The organism is Exiguobacterium sp. EF_C8, assembly GCF_054956715.1.
On the sequence record NZ_CM143264.1, the window covers coordinates 777,082 to 797,182 of the forward strand.

13 protein-coding genes are annotated in these 20,101 nt (G+C 45.7%); 9 read left to right on the forward strand and 4 right to left on the reverse strand.

The window, feature by feature from the left end:
• Positions 1-76: 76 nt before the first annotated feature.
• From addB to ACY2IG_RS04140, 9 genes are all read left to right on the forward strand, one after another.
• Positions 77-3,508, forward strand: a complete 3,432-nt coding sequence (addB, locus tag ACY2IG_RS04100) for a helicase-exonuclease AddAB subunit AddB (protein WP_462618389.1) — start codon at positions 77-79, stop codon at positions 3,506-3,508.
• Complete coding sequence (gene addA / locus ACY2IG_RS04105) at positions 3,505-7,056, forward strand: helicase-exonuclease AddAB subunit AddA (RefSeq protein ID WP_462618390.1); 3,552 nt, start codon at positions 3,505-3,507, stop codon at positions 7,054-7,056. The genes addB and addA overlap by 4 nt, the downstream gene beginning before the upstream one ends.
• 198 nt (positions 7,057-7,254) lie before the next feature.
• Complete coding sequence (locus ACY2IG_RS04110; protein WP_035409361.1) at positions 7,255-7,632, forward strand: response regulator; 378 nt, start codon at positions 7,255-7,257, stop codon at positions 7,630-7,632.
• Positions 7,613-10,156, forward strand: a complete 2,544-nt coding sequence (locus ACY2IG_RS04115; protein WP_462618391.1) for a HAMP domain-containing sensor histidine kinase — start codon at positions 7,613-7,615, stop codon at positions 10,154-10,156. The genes ACY2IG_RS04110 and ACY2IG_RS04115 overlap by 20 nt, the downstream gene beginning before the upstream one ends.
• A gap of 84 nt (positions 10,157-10,240) precedes the next feature.
• Entirely contained in the window at positions 10,241-10,621 is a 381-nt protein-coding gene (locus ACY2IG_RS04120) for a DUF1516 family protein (RefSeq protein ID WP_056060012.1), read from the forward strand.
• A gap of 139 nt (positions 10,622-10,760) precedes the next feature.
• Positions 10,761-11,759, forward strand: coding sequence for a class I SAM-dependent methyltransferase (locus ACY2IG_RS04125; protein ID WP_035409355.1), 999 nt, complete (start codon positions 10,761-10,763; stop codon positions 11,757-11,759).
• Positions 11,760-11,865: 106 nt separating this feature from the next.
• Entirely contained in the window at positions 11,866-13,356 is a 1,491-nt protein-coding gene (locus ACY2IG_RS04130) for a phytoene desaturase family protein (RefSeq protein WP_035409353.1), read from the forward strand.
• Complete coding sequence (locus tag ACY2IG_RS04135) at positions 13,353-14,834, forward strand: phytoene desaturase family protein (RefSeq protein WP_035409351.1); 1,482 nt, start codon at positions 13,353-13,355, stop codon at positions 14,832-14,834. Before ACY2IG_RS04130 ends, ACY2IG_RS04135 begins: the two co-directional genes overlap by 4 nt.
• Positions 14,794-15,627 (forward strand): phytoene/squalene synthase family protein, encoded by an 834-nt coding sequence (locus ACY2IG_RS04140; protein ID WP_308101137.1) that lies wholly within the window; start codon positions 14,794-14,796, stop codon positions 15,625-15,627. Before ACY2IG_RS04135 ends, ACY2IG_RS04140 begins: the two co-directional genes overlap by 41 nt.
• 421 nt (positions 15,628-16,048) lie before the next feature.
• On the opposite strand, the gene ACY2IG_RS04145 is transcribed toward ACY2IG_RS04140, so the two are convergent.
• From ACY2IG_RS04145 to ACY2IG_RS04160, 4 genes are read right to left on the reverse strand one after another with little or no spacing between them, the layout of a single operon-like run.
• Positions 16,049-17,521 carry a phytoene desaturase family protein gene (locus ACY2IG_RS04145; protein WP_035409346.1) on the reverse strand — a complete coding sequence of 491 codons (1,473 nt, stop codon included), beginning with the start codon at positions 17,519-17,521 and terminating at the stop codon, positions 16,049-16,051.
• 15 nt (positions 17,522-17,536) lie between these two features.
• Positions 17,537-18,613 carry a glycosyltransferase family 2 protein gene (locus ACY2IG_RS04150; RefSeq protein ID WP_308101138.1) on the reverse strand — a complete coding sequence of 359 codons (1,077 nt, stop codon included), beginning with the start codon at positions 18,611-18,613 and terminating at the stop codon, positions 17,537-17,539.
• Positions 18,610-19,311 carry a lysophospholipid acyltransferase family protein gene (locus ACY2IG_RS04155; RefSeq protein WP_308101139.1) on the reverse strand — a complete coding sequence of 234 codons (702 nt, stop codon included), beginning with the start codon at positions 19,309-19,311 and terminating at the stop codon, positions 18,610-18,612. The genes ACY2IG_RS04150 and ACY2IG_RS04155 overlap by 4 nt, the downstream gene beginning before the upstream one ends.
• Entirely contained in the window at positions 19,280-20,035 is a 756-nt protein-coding gene (locus ACY2IG_RS04160; RefSeq protein ID WP_308101140.1) for a carotenoid biosynthesis protein, read from the reverse strand. Before ACY2IG_RS04160 ends, ACY2IG_RS04155 begins: the two co-directional genes overlap by 32 nt.
• Between the last annotated feature and the right edge of the window lie 66 nt (positions 20,036-20,101).

Below are 20,101 nucleotides of genomic sequence, written 5' to 3' on the forward strand. Positions count from 1 at the left end.
ATGCGTCGAAAACAGTACATTTGTTCTTATTTGTGCGATAATAATGATACATAAAAACGTAGAGGAGGTTTTCTTGATGAACCATATGCACATTGGTCGTGCTGGTAGTGGGAAAACGACACAATTGATTGAGCGCGTCGTACAAGAACTCGAGCAACGACCACTAGGCGAGAAGATGTATTTCATCGTTCCGGATCAGATGTCATTTGAAATGGAGCGTCGGATTGCGACAGATGAACGGATAGCAGGTCTTGTTCGTCTCGAAGTCATGAGTTTACGGCGCTTTGCGTTTCATATTTTACGCGATTACGGAAATCAAGCAATTCCATTTCTCGATGAGACAGGAACACAATTATTACTCCGACAGGTCGTCGAGGAATCAGAAGACGAGTTAAAGATTTTTAAGCGTACGAAAAATATGCCAGGATTTTTCCAAGGACTTGATGAACTCATCGCGTCGTTTAAACGCTCATTGATCGAGCCAGATATGTTGCGTCAAGTGAGTGATCGGTCTCTCGAACGGTCACCAAAATTGAACGACCTTGCGTTGATTTATGAGCGCTTTGCGGAACGAATCGTCGATAAGGCACTCCATGCGGATGATTATTATACGACGTTACTTGAGTTGCTTCCGAAAGCGCGACTGGATCAAGCGACGATCATCGTCGACGGATTTTATGAGTTTTCGCTTCAGGAACAACAAGTACTGCTTGCCTTGATGCAACAAGTGGCTGAAATGCATATTAGTTTTACAATGGACGCGGCGGATCCTTATGCAAAACAAACGTCTTTTGGTGTGTCCCAGCGTTGCTACATGCAGTTGATCGGGCAAATGCAGGAACAATCGATTCCGTACGAAGAAATCTTGTATGAACAGCCAATCAAATTTCAATCAGAAGGGCTACGGCATTTAGAGCAGGCCTTGTTAAAGCCAGGTTATCCATCTGTCGATCATGACGTTGACGGCTTTCAGATGACAGCTGCAGTCAACCGGCAAGTCGAAGCAGAATCAGCCGTGCGGAAAGCGATTCAACTTGTTCGACAAAAAGGATATCGATTTCATGAAATGGCATTCGTCGTACGACATCTTGAACCGTATGCGGATCACTTGGAACGAGCCTTCCACATGTATGATGTTCCGTATTTCTTGGATCAACGTGAGTCGATGATCCATCATCCGCTCGTTGACTTGATTCAATCTACTTTAGACATCGTGACATCGGGTTATCGGGAAGAAACGGTCTTTCGTTTACTGAAGACGGAGCTCTTACCGATTCCAGCAGAAGATGCGCGTCTAGCGCTCGATCGTTTCGAGACGTTCGTGCTCGAACGCGGCATCAAAGGGTCGATGTGGCAACAACCGTGGCAATTAAAGCGACGCTTAGCAGAGGAAGTTCGCTTAACGGAAGAGGAAATCGCGCAAGAAGAGGAATTGAATCATCTCCGTACGTTCGTCGTCGACTTGATTGAACCGTTACACCGTCGGTTAAAGCAGGCAAAGACGATGAGCGCGTATACGAAAGGTCTTTATCAATTCCTCGAAGAACAAAAAATTGCAGAACATTTAATGGAATGGCGCAAGCAAGCATTAGAGCAAGATCAGTTACTTGCTGCTCGGGAACATGATCAAGTGTATGAAGCGATTCTTCACCTATTCGAACAGCTAGAAGCTGCTGCGCCTGAGCATACTTTATCAACGGACTTGTTCGTCCAAATGGTCGAGACAGGACTTGAGAGTCTGCGTTTTGCACTTGTCCCCCCATCGCTTGATCAAGTCATTGCGACGGATTATGTGCGTGGACGATTGCAACGAGTGAAAGTCGTCTTTTTACTGGGAGCGAATGATGGTCTGATTCCGTTCGTCCAAGATCAATCGAAGTTACTGTCCGAAAATGATCATGACTTTTTACATGAACATGGTATTCCGGTCGGAAAAGCGTCCCTCGATGTGTTTGATGATGAACTATTTTATCTGTATCAAGGGATGATGGCTCCAAGTGAAGCATTGTATGTCAGTTATGCGCTTGTCGATGAAGAAGGAAAGGCGTTGCAGCCGGCGGCAATTACGAAACAATTGAAGCGGCAACTGTTGCTTGATCGTCCGATCAAAACACAGTTTGCGGAGGCTGGCGAACATGCACCGCAAGAACAACTCGATTTCGTGACGAGTCCCGATCGCGCGGCAGCAGCGACGGCGATTGAACTCCGCCGTTTGCAACGACGTTATCCGATTCAGCCAATTTGGTTTCAAGTATATAATTCACTTCTTGAAAACGGACAAGGACGCGAACGAATGGGTCTATTCTCAAGTGCCTTGTTCTATCAAAATCAAGCGGAAGCGTTACCGGAAGGGTTGGCGCATCGCTTATATGGCGAGTCTCTGCAAGCGAGCGTTTCGCGTTTTGAAACGTATAATGCTTGCTCGTATAAACATTTTGCTCGGTATGGACTTCGTTTACGCGAGCGAAAGCTCTATAAATTCGAAGCGCCGGACATCGGAAATCTGTTCCACGGCGCATTAAATGATCTGTCGCTCAGTATCAAAGCTTCCGGACGGCACTGGCGCGAGCTCGATAGTGAGACATGTGGAACACTTGCGAAGGAAGCTGTTGAAAAGGTGACACCAGAAATCCAGAATGCAATTTTGATGAGCTCAAGTCGATTTGGTTATATCAAGAAAAAGTTGACGGATGTCGTCGAACAGACCGCTAAGATGCTCGTCGAGCAGGCGAAGCGAACGGATTTTGAACCAGATCTATTTGAAATCAGTTTTGGGAATGCGACGTTTCCACCTTTACGCTTTACGCTACCAGACGGAACGGAAATTGAATTCACAGGACGCATTGACCGTATTGATCAGGCGATGATCGGTGACCAGTTATACGTCCGTATCATAGATTATAAGTCGAGTGCACGAGGACTAGATTTTGCGGAAATCTATTACGGACTCGCCATACAGATGTTGCTGTATTTGAAAACAGTCGTGGAACAGTCAGAGCTGCTGTATCAACAGCAGGCAAAGCCTGCTGGTGCGCTGTATTTCCATGTTAAAAATCCGATGCTACGAGGCGATTTATCTGCTGATGAAGCAGAACGTAATCGACTATTACTCGAGTCCTATCAGATGCAAGGCGTCATTCTCGAGAATGATGAGGTACTGCGAGCGATGGATCATATTGCATACGATGAACGAAAAAAATCCCCACTCGTCAAAGTGACCTTCACGAAAAATGGACTGCATAAATCACAGACGAAGGGTGTTGTACAAGAGGCAGATTTATCGGCACTGATGGATCATGCGTGGGAGGCATTAAAAGACAGCAGTCAAGATATCTATGATGGGGATATTGCAATCAATCCATTCGATTATCAGGAACGGACACCGTGTAGTTTCTGCGAATATCGTTCAGTCTGTCAATTCGATGAATCACTCGGAAATCAATATCGTCCATTAAAACCGATGTCTGAAAAAGAGGTACTGGAACGATTGAAGGAGGATGAAGAATGAGCGTGCGTTGGACGGAAGAACAACAACAAGCCATTTCAGTAAGGGGAGGACATATCTTAGTCTCAGCAGCTGCTGGATCAGGGAAAACAGCTGTCCTCGTCGAACGGCTGACGCAACGATTGATCGATCCCGAAGATGAGTTGTCGGCGGATCGGATTCTTGTTGCTACCTTTACGAATGCAGCAGCGCGTGAGATGAAAACGCGAGTCATTGAGGTCATGGATCAGCGTATCAAAGAGGCACCGGATGATCTGTATTTAAAAAAACAACGTCAATTAATGAACCGGGCACAAATTACGACGATCCATTCATTCTGTCTATCGATTCTACGTGAGAATTATTACCGGATCGGTTTGGATCCGGCGTTTCGGATTGCTGACGAATCTGAACTGTTATTACTGCAAGATGATGTCTTAGAAGCGGTCTTTGAGTCGTTCTATGCCTCTGAGGATCCGGGATTCTATGATTTGATCGATAGTTATACATCAGATCGGGACGATCAAGCGATGCTTTCGCTGATTTCAAATCTCTACCGTTTTTCTCGATCCTTACCTGATCCGGAAGCGTTTTATGCGCATTTAATCAATCAGTACGATCAACCAATCGATCCGGATGAGTCTCCGCTCATGCAACGATTGGTCGAACTGGAATGGGAGACGTTGTCGAATCTACTAGGACGTTATCGAGAACTTGCTTTTGAATTGGAACAGTCCGGGTATACGGAAATGGGACAGATGATGCGACAGGATATCGCTCCTTTTGGAGTACTTGAAACGTCAGTACGGCAATGGTCGATGGTTGCTCTTGCGTTTCAAGCAGTAGAATTCGGTCGTTGGAAAAGTCCGCGCGGAGATGAAGGCATCAAACCGTTCCAGACAGAGCGGACACGACTCGTTGCAGAATTCAAGAAAATGAAAGAACTGTTTGTCCAAAAAACAGGTGTCGATTACTTGGAGGATTTACGATCACAGCTCCGACATGTAGAAACGATTGTTACACTCGTGCGTCAATTCGCAAATGATTATCTCGAAGCGAAACAACAACGTGGAATTGTTGATTTTTCGGATCTTGAACATTTTGCATTAGAGATCTTGACGGAAGAGGGACAACCGTCGGATGTGGCAAAACTTCTAAAGGAACGCTTCGTTGAGGTACTGGTCGACGAATACCAAGATACGAATGAAGTCCAGGAACGCATCATTCAACTGGTTTCGAAAACGGACGAGGCAACAGGGAATCTATTCATGGTCGGTGATGTCAAACAGTCCATTTACAAATTTCGACATGCAGAACCAGGATTGTTCCTGGAGAAATTCAAACGATTCCAGCAGACCGACGTCGGAACACGCATCGATTTAACAAAGAACTTCCGCAGTCGCCTCGAGGTGTTGGATGGAACGAATCAAATCTTCCGCCAAGTCATGGATGAGACAGTCGGAGAAATTGATTACGATGAAGCGGCGCACCTTCGACTCGGTAATTTAAGTTATTTAGAATCAGAGCAAGTCGACCCTGAATTACTCTTGATTGATCCACTTGATAGTGAAAAAGAAGAAGTTGAAGCACGAGCGATTGCAACACGAATTCTAGAACTCGTCGATTCTAAACATCCACATCTGATTTACGATGCGAAATCGAACCGATTCCGGACATGCGAATACCGTGACATCGTCGTCTTGGCCCGTTCGCGCGGCAAGCGTGTTCAGGCACTCGTTGAAGTACTCGAACAGTATGAGATTCCGGTCTATGCAGATACGACGGGCGGATATTTCCAAGCGACGGAAATTCAAATCATGATGGCGTTACTCAAGACAATCGATAATCCACTTCAAGATATCCCGTTCGCCAGTCTGTTACGATCGCCGATTTTCGGTGTGGCGGATCGTGATCTAGGGCGGATTCGAGCAAAACAAAAAGAAGGAAGCTTTTATGAGGCGGCACTCGCGATGGCGACAGAGGAATCAGCACTTGGTATTCGAATAGACGAGATCATCCGTCAGATTCAAGCATGGCGAACCGAAGCACGTGGGAGTGCGCTTCCTGCCTTCATTCGATCATTGTTTGATCAGACTGGCTATTTTGAGTATGTCGGCTGTCTCGCTGGAGGCAGAAGTCGTCAAGCTAACTTAAATGCCTTATATGAGCGGGCAAAGCAATATGAGACGTCCGGTTATCGTGGGCTATATCGTTTTCTACGCCTGATCAATCGGTTGATCGAACGAGGAGAAGACTTCGCAGAAGCCCGTTCGCTTGGAGAAGACGAGGACGTCGTTCGAATCATGACGATCCACCAATCAAAAGGACTCGAGTTCCCCGTGACGATTGTCAGCCAATTGACGAAGCAATTCAACAAACAGGATCAAATGCAGGCCATTCAGTTGCATAAGACGTATGGCATTGCTCTAGACGCCATTGATCCGATTCGTCGTTTGCGATCTGGAACGCTATTGAAGGAAGTCATCCGTCGGGAAATGGATCGCGAGATGAAGGCAGAAGAGATGCGCGTCTTGTATGTTGCGATGACTCGAGCAAAGGAAAAATTGATTCTCGTCGGGACAGTCAAGGATTTAGAAGATCAAATGGTGGCCTGGCAGATGACGCCACTCGACGAAGTCTTACTACCTGAAAATGACCGGCGCCAAGCGAAGAGTTATGCGGAATGGGTCGTTCCGGCAGTCTTACGCAGTAGTTTACTACGTCCGGATGAGACGAACTGGTCGATTCGCATGATGTCTTTAGAGGAGTTAGCACCGTATCAAGAAATCTCAACACTCGTGGAGCAACTCGAACACGTCCAAAAGCTTGAAAAAATTGATGTGCCCGTCAATACGCACGTCAAAGAAATCGTTGAATCGGCATTTTCGTATCAGTATCCGCATCTACTCGCGACAGAGACGGCAGCGAAACAGACCGTTACGGAACTGAAGCGCGCGGAACAGTTGGAACGCGCAGCATTTGAAACGACGTATCGCCAGACGACGTATTACCGAACGCCACAATTCCTTGGACCTGTACTTAGTGGAGCGGAACGAGGAACGGTCCTACACCTAGCGATGCAATTATACAAACCGGATACAGCGATTTCAGAACAGATCGATCAATGGGAAACGATGGAACGAATCACACCTATCGAAGCGACGACGATGCGGGAAGCAACACCACAGTTGCAAGAGTTCCTAGACTCCGAGATCGGACAATTGTTCAGCGAACGACTACGGACAAACCACGTCTATCGAGAGTTACCGTTTACGTATAAAATCGGAGCATCACGTTTTCGGAAAGACTGGACGGGTCCAGTGGATGACGCAGTCATGCAGGGAATCGTCGACTGCTTGATTCAGGATGGGGAGTCATATATCTTACTCGACTATAAATCGGATCAAATCGTTACGACGGAAGTCGAACAGACACCTGCTGATGTGTTACGTGAACGGTATGCGACTCAATTGAATCTATACCAAGAAGCATTAGAAGCTATTCTTCATATTCGAATCTCGCGGAAAGTCATTTATGCTTTTGCTTTAGGAGAAACGATTGATTTAGTTTAATTTTACGACTGAGACCTCTCTTGTCCTCCTACTTCAGGTAGAGGCGAGGGAGGTTTTAGTATAGTTCGAAAGAGGGATGAGGAATAAAGGAATAAAATCAAGGTATGGAGTGATTTCCGTTTCTTATTGTGAAAAAACTGTGTAAAATAAAGAAGATATGTCACTTTAATGATGGATAATTTTGGGAGGTTTTAATAGATGGCACGTATTTTATTAGCAGAAGATGAAGATGTCTTACGTATGTTGGTACTTGATACACTAGAAGATGAAGGATATACGATTGATGAAGCGACGGACGGAGACGAGGCATATCAAAAAATCATGAACACGGAATATGACCTCGTTCTGTTGGATTACATGATGCCTGGGATGACAGGAATCGAAGTCATCGAAAAAGTTCGACAACATCCAGATAAGCAACACTTGAAAATTATGATGTTGACCGCTAAAAGTCAACAATCTGATCGAGAGCGCGCGGAAGAAATCGGTGCAAACTACTTCTTTTCGAAACCCTTTAGTCCTCTTGAGTTGATTGATGTAGTAGGAGGAATATTGAGTGATCACCAAGTGGATTAATCGAAAAATCGGACGCCAACTTATGGCATCCTTTTATGTCGTATTAGCTACATTGATGATTTCATCATTGATCGTCTACAACTACACGGATACGAAATTACAAGCGACACGGGCGAAATTAGAAGACATCCGAGATCGCAGTGCACGCGCAGGGGCTCTATGGGAAGAATGGCAGGATGTTCAATTCAACATGCGTGGCTATGCCTTGATGGGAAATGAAGAATTGTATACCCAAGTTATGGCTCAACAAGATAAGATTGCTCAGCAAACGGATTGGTTCGAAAAAAATGCAATCTACGATCAAGGAAAGGCATTCGCCCAGTCCTCGAGAGAACTATATCAATACTATTTCGATGCAATCTTGCCGCTTGTTCAATCCTATGTCAAAGCGAAAGAGTCAGGAGATATTACAGAATCCTTCTTGAAAGGAACGACGCTAGCTGAATTGCCACTCGGTCAAAAGTTGTTAACTGAAGGAAAGATTCAGTTAGATAGTCAAGGAAACATCGATGTATTATCAGAGATTAATAAAAGTGAACTGGCACTCGGCGGTTATCGTGAATTTTTGGAAGATTGGGCACAACGGACAAGTGATCAATTGGAGCAGGAAATCCGAACGACGCAACTGATTTGGTTAGCGAATATCGTCGTTTTGATCGCTGTTTTGATCTTCTTCATCTATCCATTCATTCGTCGCATCACGATTGAATTATTGTCTCTCGTTAAGAACAGTCAACGGCTTGCGAATGGTGAAGATGTTTTAAGCGTCAAAGTACCGAATCGTAAAGATGAGATTGGTATTTTAGCACTATCGTTTAATCAGATGGCAAGTTCGATTTCTGAGAATAAACAGCATCTATTGGCAAAAAATGAAGAGTTGCAAGCCCAGCAGGAAGAATTACAAGCGCAGCAAGAAGAATTGCAAGCACAACAACAGGAACTTGAAGAAGCATTGGAACTGACGATGCGCAATGAACAACACCTTCAGTACCGGAATGATCTGACAGAGACGCTCGCGGCACGTGAATCGTTGACCGCTTATCCGGAAATCATCGAGAAGCTCGTCACGATCACGGATTCTGAAATTGGTGCATTAGTATTCGTCGATGAGGAAGAGAGTTATTCCATCGTCACCTATGGTATGACGGATGAACTGGCAGAGCAGTTACTTCAAAACGATGCGTCACTGTTAAAACGAGCAGAATCACTCAAGACACCAGTTCACTCCTCTAAACAAGTCGTGAGCAATCATCCGTTACCGTACCCGTACTATATGTATGAAACGGCTGTGCCGATTCTCGATCCAACCGCAGATGATATCATCGCGTATATCTATCTGGTCCGTTACCGCGATCAGTTTACGAATGAACAGATGCGGGATGTCATGTCCTTCTCTCGTCAATTGTCGTTATCCCTTCTCCGGATGCGTTTGTTTGACGAGATGACGAGAGAAAAAACGAAAACGGAACGGATTCTCGATTCAATTCGTGAAGCAGTCATCTATCTTGAGCCAGGGAAAGAAGAGGTTTTCGTCAATCGACCACTGTACGATCTATTCCCGGAACTGCGATATGGTGTCCAGGCGGAACAAGAAACACTTCAAACATGCTTAGAAGTCATTCAATCCGTCGTCGATGAACCGGAAAACTTCAGTCGATATGTTGATTCAGTTCTTCGGGGAGAATTACCGACAGATAGTCTACAGTTCTCGATTAGAAACGAAACGGTATTCATTCAATTTTATGTCGAGGTGATTCACATTCATCAGGTGCATAAAGGAACGATGCTTGTCATGCGGGATGTGACGAAAGAAACCGAAATGGATCGTTTGAAATCAGAACTCGTTTCGACTGTATCTCATGAACTTCGAACACCGCTTTCTTCGATTTATGGTTTTACAGAGCTCATGCTCAATCGAGATATTGAAGAATCGCGCCAAGATCGATACTTACGGACGATCCATTCCGAAACGGAACGTCTTGCGAATCTCGTCAACGATTTCTTAGACGTCCAGCGCATGGAGTCAGGTACACAATCGTACAAAAAGACATCTGTGAACATTCATGCGATTGCTGAAGAAACGACACACTTTTATGCGGCTTCGACACAAGCCCACCGGATTACGTTCCGTCACGAAGGAAATCAGTTGCCTGTCATTGAAGCAGATGAAGAAAAAATCAGACAGTTACTCAATAATTTATTGAATAATGCGGTGAAATACTCACCATCTGGTGGTGCGATTGATGTCGTACTCACGACATCACGTGATCAAGTCATTCTTCAAGTTCGGGATGAGGGAATCGGGATTCCGAAACAATCACTCAGTCGTCTATTCGAAAAGTTTTACCGCGTCGATAACTCGGATAGTCGGAAAATCGGTGGTACGGGCCTTGGTCTAGCCATCTGTAAAGAAATCGTCACCGGTCATGGGGGAGAAATTCATGTGGAATCGGTCGTAAGAGAAGGGAGTCTTTTCACTGTCAAATTCCCACTCGTTCAGTCCACACATGTGACAATCTCCTGAATAAACCATATAGCAACAAAATAACACTAGGTGTTCGTACGGAAATCAGATACGATGAAATAGGAAAAGAAAGGAGGAAATGAAATGCCAATCACAGCATTCGTTCACACACACGTCTTACTTTGGGTACTTTTATTGGTTACGTTCTTCGTCGCGTTTTCGATGTACAAGAACAATAAGAAAGCCGCAAAAGGCATTCATATGGCGTTCCGTCTTCTGCTTTTATTGACGTTCGCGACAGGTCTTTACCTGTACATTAAAATCATGGGGGTGTCTGAAAATCCAGATCCACTCTACCATGCGAAGATCACAGCAGGTCTTTTGACGCTCATCTTCGGAGAATTGACACTCGTTCGTGTCAAAAAAGGAAAAGCCTATTCCGGTTTCGTCATCGGATTCATCGTGCTTGTCCTTGTGACAGTATTCCTTGGCTATTCGCTTCCATACGGTATGAAGTTTTTCTGATTTTATGCGAAATCAAAGAGTCCTTTTCGACCTTTTGGGTCGAAAGGACTCTTTTTGTCGTGTCTGCTAGTAATTTTTGTTTACAAGTGGTTGTTATTTGGGAAAAGGGATGTATTACACAGTAGAGAGGGGAACGCTTGTGGCACAGTTGAAGGAATGGACGAAGGTCTTCCGAGCACGGAAATGGATGAAACGCGCAGAACCGGTGTTACCACTCTGGCATGGATACATCGGTTATAAATATGGGTTATTCGATGCTCTTCAATCGGGAGCGACGCAGGCGGAAGCGCAACTACGGATGCGACGTCCGCTGACACAGGAAGCGTTATCCCGCTGGTTTGAGGTTGGCGTAGCTGTCGGTCATTTAAAGAAAAAAGATTTACGTTATACGGCGACGCGTCATGTATTGCCAGAACTTTCTCAATCAGACGATCGTAGTATCGGTTTTATGTTATCTGAGATGATGGAGCTACATTTACCCGCCTTGTTCTCTTATCCACAATTCCTAGAAGAGGGGCAACAGAAAGTCTTTAATGGAGAAGAACATGGCGACATCGTTGCCGAAACGTCGGCACTTGTCGAGACCGTTGCTTTCCCGGCTGTACGTCATATCATTCGAAGTCGCAATCTGACATCACTGCTCGATATCGGCTGTGCCTATGGCGGTTATCTTCGCAAAATTCATGAAGCGTTACCTGAATTGCGGCTCGCTGGAATCGATATTGAAGAGTCGGTCATCGCCGAAGCGAGACGACGAGATACGAGTGGAGAGATTGACTTCGTCGTCGGAGACATCAAAACGTTTGACGTAAAAGAAACGTATGATGGTGTCATGATGAATAATATTTTGTATTACTTCCCACAACCGGAACGTCTTGCTTTACTAAAAGGGGTACGCCGTTTCGTCAAAGATGATGGAACAGTCATTCTCGTCACTCCACTTCGTGACAGTTCACATGGTGCACCGTTCTCAGCAGCATTCAATGCCTTTATGACACTGCATGAGAATTTGTATCCATTACCAAGCCAGGAAGAATTGAAAGAAGATTTATCGAAAGCTGGGTTTGGAAATATTTCGATCACACCATTCTTAAAAGAAGGTGCTTGGTATATCGTGACTGCAAACGCCACTTCCTAAGCGAAGTCTGGCGTTTTTACAGTTGGAAGACAGTTCAAATTTGTCGCTCTTACTATGTGCTTAGTATAATAGTTGAAACGATGAGAGATAAAAAGGAGAGATTTGGGTGAAGCGACGCGTAGCAGTGATAGGAGCAGGACCAGGGGGACTTGCATGTGCCTTGTTATTAGCAGGAAAAGGAGTAGACGTCACCGTTTATGAAAAACAACCGCAAGTCGGTGGACGAACTTCTGCCGTCAAGCTAGGTGAATACACATTTGATCGAGGACCGACTTTTCTTAATATGCCGCATATTTTAGAAAACGTCTTTCACGAAGCCGGTCTACGGTTAGAAGATTATTTAGATCTAAAGGCACTTGATCCGATGTATACACTCTATTTCAAAGGTGGAACAGAACAGTTTACGATGACGACGGATCGGGACCGGATGAAAGAGACGATCGAGCGCCACTTTCCGGGAAATGGGGAAGGGTACGATCGATTCATGGCAGAGCAAGCGTTAAAGCTCGGTAAGTTGATGCCGATTCTACAGACACGTCATGACCGATTAACGGACTACTTGTCACCGCGTGTCTTAACAGCACTTCCGCGTCTCTCACTCGGGCGATCACTTTATGATGTCTTGTCCGACTATTTCACGAGCGAAGAACTGAAGTATGCCTTTACGTTCCAAGCGAAGTACTTAGGGATGTCGGCTTGGGAATGTCCAGGAGGTTTCTCCATCTTGTCTTACATGGAACATGCATACGGTGTCCATCATCCGATTGGTGGGATGCATCAGGTGCCACTTGCGATGCAACGTGCCATCGAAGAACTCGGTGGAACGGTTCAGTTAGGTACAGGCATCAAGCAATTGATCTTAAACGGCAAAGTCGTCGAAGGGGTCATCCTTGAGTCAGGTCAGCATGAGTTATTTGATGAAGTTATCGTCGGTGCTGATTTCGCACATGCGATGAATCACCTTGTACCGGAAGGAGTACTGAAAAAATGGTCCCGACCAAAAATTGATCGCAAAAAATTCTCGTGTTCGACGTTTATGTTGTATCTTGGCGTCAATCGGACATTCGATGCGCCACATCACACGATTTATTTTGCGGAAGACTACGAGAAAAACGTTCGCGAGATGACGCAGACTTTAGAATTATCCGATGATTTTTCATTTTATGTTCAAAATCCATCCGTTCTTGATCCGACACTAGCACCTGAAGGAAAGTCCGCCATGTATGTGTTAGTTCCGGTTCCGAACAACTACTCGGAACTCGATTGGTCGATCGAAGGACCAAAATTACGTCGACGTGTTCTGGATACGCTTGAAACGCGTTCACCGTATCAAGGGATTGAAGCGGCAATCGAAGTCGAAGAGATGTTCACGCCGGACGATTGGGAAGCGATGGGGATCCATCAAGGAGCGACGTTTAACCTTGGGCATCAGTTGACACAGATGATGTATTTCCGACCGCATAACCAGTTTGAAGAGCTGGATCACTTGTATCTTGTCGGGGGAGGCACACACCCAGGGAGCGGCTTACCAACAATCTTCGAATCCGCGCGTATTACGGCAGAACTCGTGCTCAAAAAAGAAGGGGTGCGGACATGAAAATAGGATTCGTAGGAGCAGGCGTCGGAACACTGCATGCAGCACTTTTGCTGACAGCAAGACATCCGGGAGTCGAGATTACGATTTTTGAAAAAGAAGCGCATGTCGGTGGTCGATTACGATCCGTCGATTTTGAATCCGGTGGACGCATCGATGAAGGTCCGACAATCGTCCTGATGCCAGGTAAGTTGAAAGAGCAGTTGGCAGAAGCAGGCGTGACGGGAGTAAAACTCGAACGGGTGGATCCATTGTATGACCTTCACTTCGACGACGGGACCGTCGTTACGAAAGTATCTGATGTCGTGGACCAAGCCATTGCGATCGAACGCCAATTCGGCGAAGGTCGTGGATTTTATGAATTCATGCATCAAAAAGAAAAGGATTATAAGACGAGTGTATCGAAATTTTTAGAACGTGGTTATCGTCGGAAAACGGAGCTGTTGCACCCAGAAATGATGCGTCCATTATTACAGATGCACGCTTTAGAGACAGCGCATGATCATTTGAAGCGATACTTCAAGAGTAAATATTTGCGCATGGCATACAGTTTCCCAACATTTTATATCGGAGGAAATCCGTATACGACACCATCCATCTATGGTTTGATTCCATACCGGGAACAAGCAGAAGGTGTCTGGTATGTAAAAGGTGGTTATTTCTCACTTGCTGAACGCATGTATGACACATTAGTCGAACGAGGTGTCCGGTTCGTCTTCGAGGCACCCGTTGAACGAGTCGTCGTTGACCAGGGACAGGCGAAGGAAATCGTCTTACAAGGTGGAACACATGAAGCATTCGATCAAATCGTACTAAATGGAGAGTTTCCATTAATGGAACGTCTTGTGGAAGGTAAACAACCTAAAACATATACTCCTTCAGGCGGGACGCTATTGCTGTATTTCAAGATGAAAGGGAAAGTTGACTTACCGGTGCATCGATTTTTGATGCCGAATGACTTGGAACCACTCATGACAAACATCTTTAAAAAAGGACGATTACCTGAACATCCGGCAGTCTATCTGTTCCATCCGAGTCAGATTGATCGTAGTTTAACAGGAACGGACGATAGCGTCGTCTATTCATTAATTCCTTCTCCTCGTGGCTATGGTGTGAAAGATTATGAAAAAGTAGACTTCGTCGAGACCGTACTCGAAAAAATCGAGCATCATCATCCGGGATTTCGGGAAAAGATACAAGAAATGAAGATTCGTACACCGAATGATGCACAGGCATTTGGACTATACGAAGGTGGCAGTTTTGGAATTGCTCCGACGATTCGTCAATCAGCTGCCTTAAAGACACAGGCAAAACCATATCCAGATATCGATCGACTATATGCCGTCGGTGCATCGGTGCATCCGTGTGGAGGAGTACCAGTCGTCATGATGGGCGCAACGATACTCGTAAACCGAATGGAACAAGAGATGGGGTGGAAACATGAATTCAGTGACGATCCAGAACGCGTATATCAAATGTGAGGAAGTCATTCAGTCCGGATCTAAAACGTTCTATAAAGCCTTTTCACTCTTACCAAAAGCAGATCGACAAGCTGTTTATGCGATTTATACATTTTGCCGGTTCCTTGACGATACCGTCGACGAATCAGATACACCGAAAGAAAGTTTAATGGCTTTTTTGAATGAATTCAAACGATTCCGCAATGGTGAAGTACTAAATAAACCGTTATGGATTGCGTTAGCAGATGTATTTGAACGTTACGAAATGGATGAGACACCCTTTCTCGAACTCGCGGAAGGTATGCGTTGGGACATCGAGAAAAATCGTTATCAGACGCTTGAGGAGACAGAGCAATACAGTTATTACGTAGCGAGTACTGTCGGTTTAATGTTATTGCCAATCCTTGCACCGCAACAGCCTGATCTCCGTAAATCTGCTATTGATCTTGGAATCGCGATGCAACTAACGAATATATTGCGAGACGTCGGAGAAGATGCAAAACGCGGCCGCATCTACTTGCCCCATTCATGGATGGAGACATACGGTGTCACAGCGGAGTCATTACTCGCTGGTCGCCCTTCAGGAGACTTCATTGGTCTTTGGGAAGAAGTTGCACTTCGAGCAGAGCATCTGTATGATGCGGCGATTCCATCGTTTGATCGGTATCCGCGGGAGAGCAGACGCGCTTTAAAGGCAGCTGCCTTCTTATACCGTGGTATTCTCGATGCGGCACGGGATAATCATTACGACGTCTTTACGAAGCGGGCGTACGTCAGCCGTTGGCAAAAGATGAAGTTGCTCGCAACGATTTAATACAAGACCATAGAAAAAAGACCTTGGCGGGGACCAAGGTCTTTTTTCTATGGTCTGAGACCGGGGAGTCTCAGATTACTTCTACACCAGAGCGAACATCTGGACTACGAGATAGGTCTGTTTCGACCACGGGGATGGTCTTTTCTTTATCGAGCTATCTGTGGACCATTCGGATGAGACGATCTAAGGGGGAACGTCGTAAGTCATGCGAATGGACACACGATGAGTCACGTGATGAAATGGGTGGGTCCCATTTGATTTCGCTGGTTAGAAAAAGTAAGTTCTTCAACGCTCTTGACTCGGGGAAGTCACCTTGCGCTTGATTGAGGATGTGGGGTCAATCACTACCTCTTGAACTCGAAGTAATCGTATCAAATCTTAGTTGTCCGTACAAGTGATTGATATGCAATTCACATAACGTTCACAGGGTAGCGGCGACAGCAGAGACGATTCGTTCACTTGCTAGTTTTCCTGAAAGCGTCACCATTGGACTACCACCACCAGGATGCGTTGATCCACCGGCAAAAAACAAATTGTGAACATTCTTTGAACGGTTGCTCGGACGGAGGAAAGACGACCGGATGCCATTGGATGACAAGCCATACAACGAGCCGTGATAAGCAAAGAAGGTTTGTTCGATATCCTGTGGTGTGACCCGTTGTTCGTAGACGACATCTGATGAAATATCAATTCCAAACGACTGCAACCGTTGATTGATCAGTTGATCATACGTATCAAAATCAATCGCATGTCCAGTATCTGTCGCAGGCGCGTTGACGAGTACAAACAGATTGTCACCCGCTTGTCCCATTTCTGGGGCTGTGACGGAAGAATTGGAGATATAGATCGTCGGTTCCTCCGCATAACGTTTTTCATCAAAAAGTGCTTTGAACTCTGCTTCGTAATCTGAAGAGAAGAAGACGTTATGATGAGCCAGTCCTTCGATCCGACGTGAGAGACCGATGCAACGGACATAGGCAGAAATGGACGGTTCGACTTGAGCAGGCGTCGGATTTTTAAAATCAGGTCGTGCGGTTTCTGAGATCAGACGTGGATATTGTGTCAACAAATCACCGTTCATGACGACGAAGTCGACGGGTAGATACTCTAAATGATTCAATTCGATTTCCGTTGCTTGTCCGTCGACGACTTCGATCTGGGTCACCTCATCTCCAAGCCGGAAGACGACACCGAGTTCTTTTGCACGTCGAGCGAATCCTTCTGCGATTGCTGTATTGCCGCCATTCGTGAAGTAGACGCCGTCATTTAGTTCTAAATGAGCGATTAAACTGAAGGTAGCAGGTGTTTGATACGGACTGCTCCCGATATATGTCGCATAACGATCAAGTGCCTGAATTAACTCTTTATCCTTAAAGTAGTGTTTATGCAGTCCATGGAGACTTTGAAAGGGATGCACTTTTAGCATGTCACGCCAAAGGGAAGGGCGGACATATGAATCGATATTTGTGAAAAATTGTCGTTTGGCGATCGTATGCAACTTCGCGACTTCCTCTTGGTAACCGGTAATATCGTTTTTCGCCAACTGACCGTTCGTGAAACGATCTACTTCTGTTCGCATCGCTTCTCGCCCAGACGAAAAGGTTAACGTGCGTCCGTCTGAAAAGTGATTGATCGTATGGCGCTCGAGTTTCGTAAATGTAAAGTATTCATCGGGATCTGCTCCGGACTCGAGAATGACAGACTGAAAGACTTCCGGCATTGTGATCGTATTCGGTCCGAAGTCGAAGCGATGTCCTTCTGTGACGATCGGCATCATCTTGCCGCCAATATGTGCATTACGCTCGACGACAGTGACACGAAACCCTTTTGCCGCTAATGAAATGGCGGCGCTGAGTCCACCAAGACCGGCTCCGATGACAGCTATATGTTTCATACTATTGATTCCTCCTTATGAATAGGTTCGACCCTTCCATGTGATTTCCCGTTTCCTAAAGCTTCGAATCATCGCACTGGCTAGCAAGATGACATAAAGGAGTACCGCCAGTGGATGAAGCCACCAAACATGTCGGATTTGTGCCGCACGATCGATCCGGAATCTTGCTAAGTAAAGAAGAATCAGTGCGCCACCCATCTGCCAGGATGGGTGAAGGATGAGATAAGGTAGGACACTTGCTTGAATCAAGTAAAAGAGTAGAAAGTATGATCCGACGACGTAGGAATCGTTCATCCCACGAAAGACATTCTTTAGAAAACCTTGCCAGACCTCTTCATTCGTGGCGTACATGTCGCAAGAAACAACTGGGGCGACTTCGACAAGTGTCGTTGTCCATCCATGTCGTTTAAATGTACGACAAAGCTCTAGGTCGTCTACAAGAGCCGTTCGAATGCTGTCATGTCCACCGACTTGTTCGTAAGCATGTCGTTCGACGAGGACGACCATTCCGTTCGCAGCGGCAAAAGCCGGATGTTTCACCTTGCGAAACGGAATCGGAAGATGCTGTGCGATAAGAACATGTTGTATCGGAATCAAACACTTCCCGAGAAACGTCGGTACAGGAAATGACGGAAAACCAGAAAGGAAAACGGCTCGTTCTGTTCGTAACGTTCCGTATAAGCGACAAATTGCATCAGGTGTCAGTGTCACATCAGCATCGAGAAATAATAGATAGTCCTCTGTCGTTCGTCTCGCGAGTTGATGACACGCATGGACCTTTCCTGCCCAGCCTACTGGTAAGGGAAGACCATCAATCACCGTAAAACGATTGTCTTGACCAATCCGATCGAGCAATAACTCACGCGTCCGATCGGTCGAACGATCTTCATATAAGTAGACGTGCATACCTGATGTCAAAGCGGGTTCCAGTGCGTCTAATAATTTTCGTACATTGCGCTCCTCGTTACGTAACGGGATGCAGACTGCTAGACTATCTGGTTGAACGGCATCCGTTAATCGAGGTAAAAAAGCTAAATTGACCCATGTGTAGAGACAGACAGCTAGAGCGAGGAAAAAAAAGAACCAACTCATGACCGAAGTGCCCGTAACCAGCGCTCCGTTCGCGCAGGGAGTGGTTCCCTTCGTTTTGAGATACAGCGATACAAATCGACACGCTCTGCCATCGCATCTGCTCGTATGTCGTCATATAATGCTGTTAGCTCTACTGTCAGACGTTTTACTTGGACACTGGATCGTTCGTCAGACAATGGATAAAAGCGACGCGTCCTTACATAGACATCCGGTTGCTGTTCATGTCCGTACGAATAGTAGAAGGCGACGAGAGACACGGTATCCGCATGACGCATTAATTGCGTTGCTCCACTTGCTAAGTGCATCGGTCGTTCTTCTTGATGCCGTTCCTCACCTTGAGGAAACATCCAGACGCTGCTTCCGTTTTGGAGTCGTGCTTTTGCATATTGAAGGCTTTTCTTGATATCAGAGAACGATGTCCGGTCGACAGAGAAAGCTCCGAGACGGGAGAAGAATGGAAAACGGGCGAGTCCTGCCTGGTCAATCATGACATAGGGGTCGTGATGGAAACAGGTCTGATCCAAATGAAAAAGAATCATACCATCCCACCAAGAACTATGCGTAGCAAGCATGAGTCCTGGGACGGGTAAATCGTCTGCGCGGTATAAGACACGGTGAAAATGACGCTGAATCAAAGCATGATCAACATACGTATGAAATACGGATTCAGCTAATTTGCTTTTGTTTGCTTCTTTCAACGATAACCCCTCGTTTCACAATGAAATAGACGATGAACGCACTTAAGCTGACCAAAGTGACGCCATAGAGACCAGCAACTCCTGCTGTTACACCGAATAAAGTGTGCAACATCAAAAAGAGATACTGATTGTTTTGTTCGAGTGCGGCATCCGTCGCTTTGACTTGATAGCGATTGATGAAAAAGGAAAAGACGAGCGCCGTTCCATACCACCCGAAGAAATTCTGTGTCGGAATATCGTAATACCAGCCACCGTCTTGCCAAAGCCAATACGATTTCACGTTAGCAGCAACAGGATCGATCGCTAAATCGAGCCAAACGGCAAACAATGGAACGAGAGTCAGTGTACTATAGCGAAATGAGAACAAACGGGAGAAAGCGAGACTCGCACCCATGACCGACAACCATGCAGCCCCAATCGTAATCGGCACACCTAATAACTGGACACCGAAATCCGACTCGTAACGATATGTTCCGAACGGCCAACCGGTATGGACCCCAATCGACTCAATGATGATCGAACCAAAAAAGATGAAGGGGATGACAAGACGTCCCTTCGGTAAGACATGCCAAAAGTAGAGAGCTGCGTATAAGCCGGAAGCGAATAAAAAGACGGCATTGGCCCACTCGAGCCAAGGAGGAAGTAACGAAAAACCGACTAAGATCAAGCCAATGGCGAACCAAATCGAAAAGAAAATCCAAAGACGTTTATGAAACTGCTCCATGCGTGACATTCCTCCATTTCCAAAATAGCTTCTGTCATAAGTATACCCATATATCTTGAAAACGAG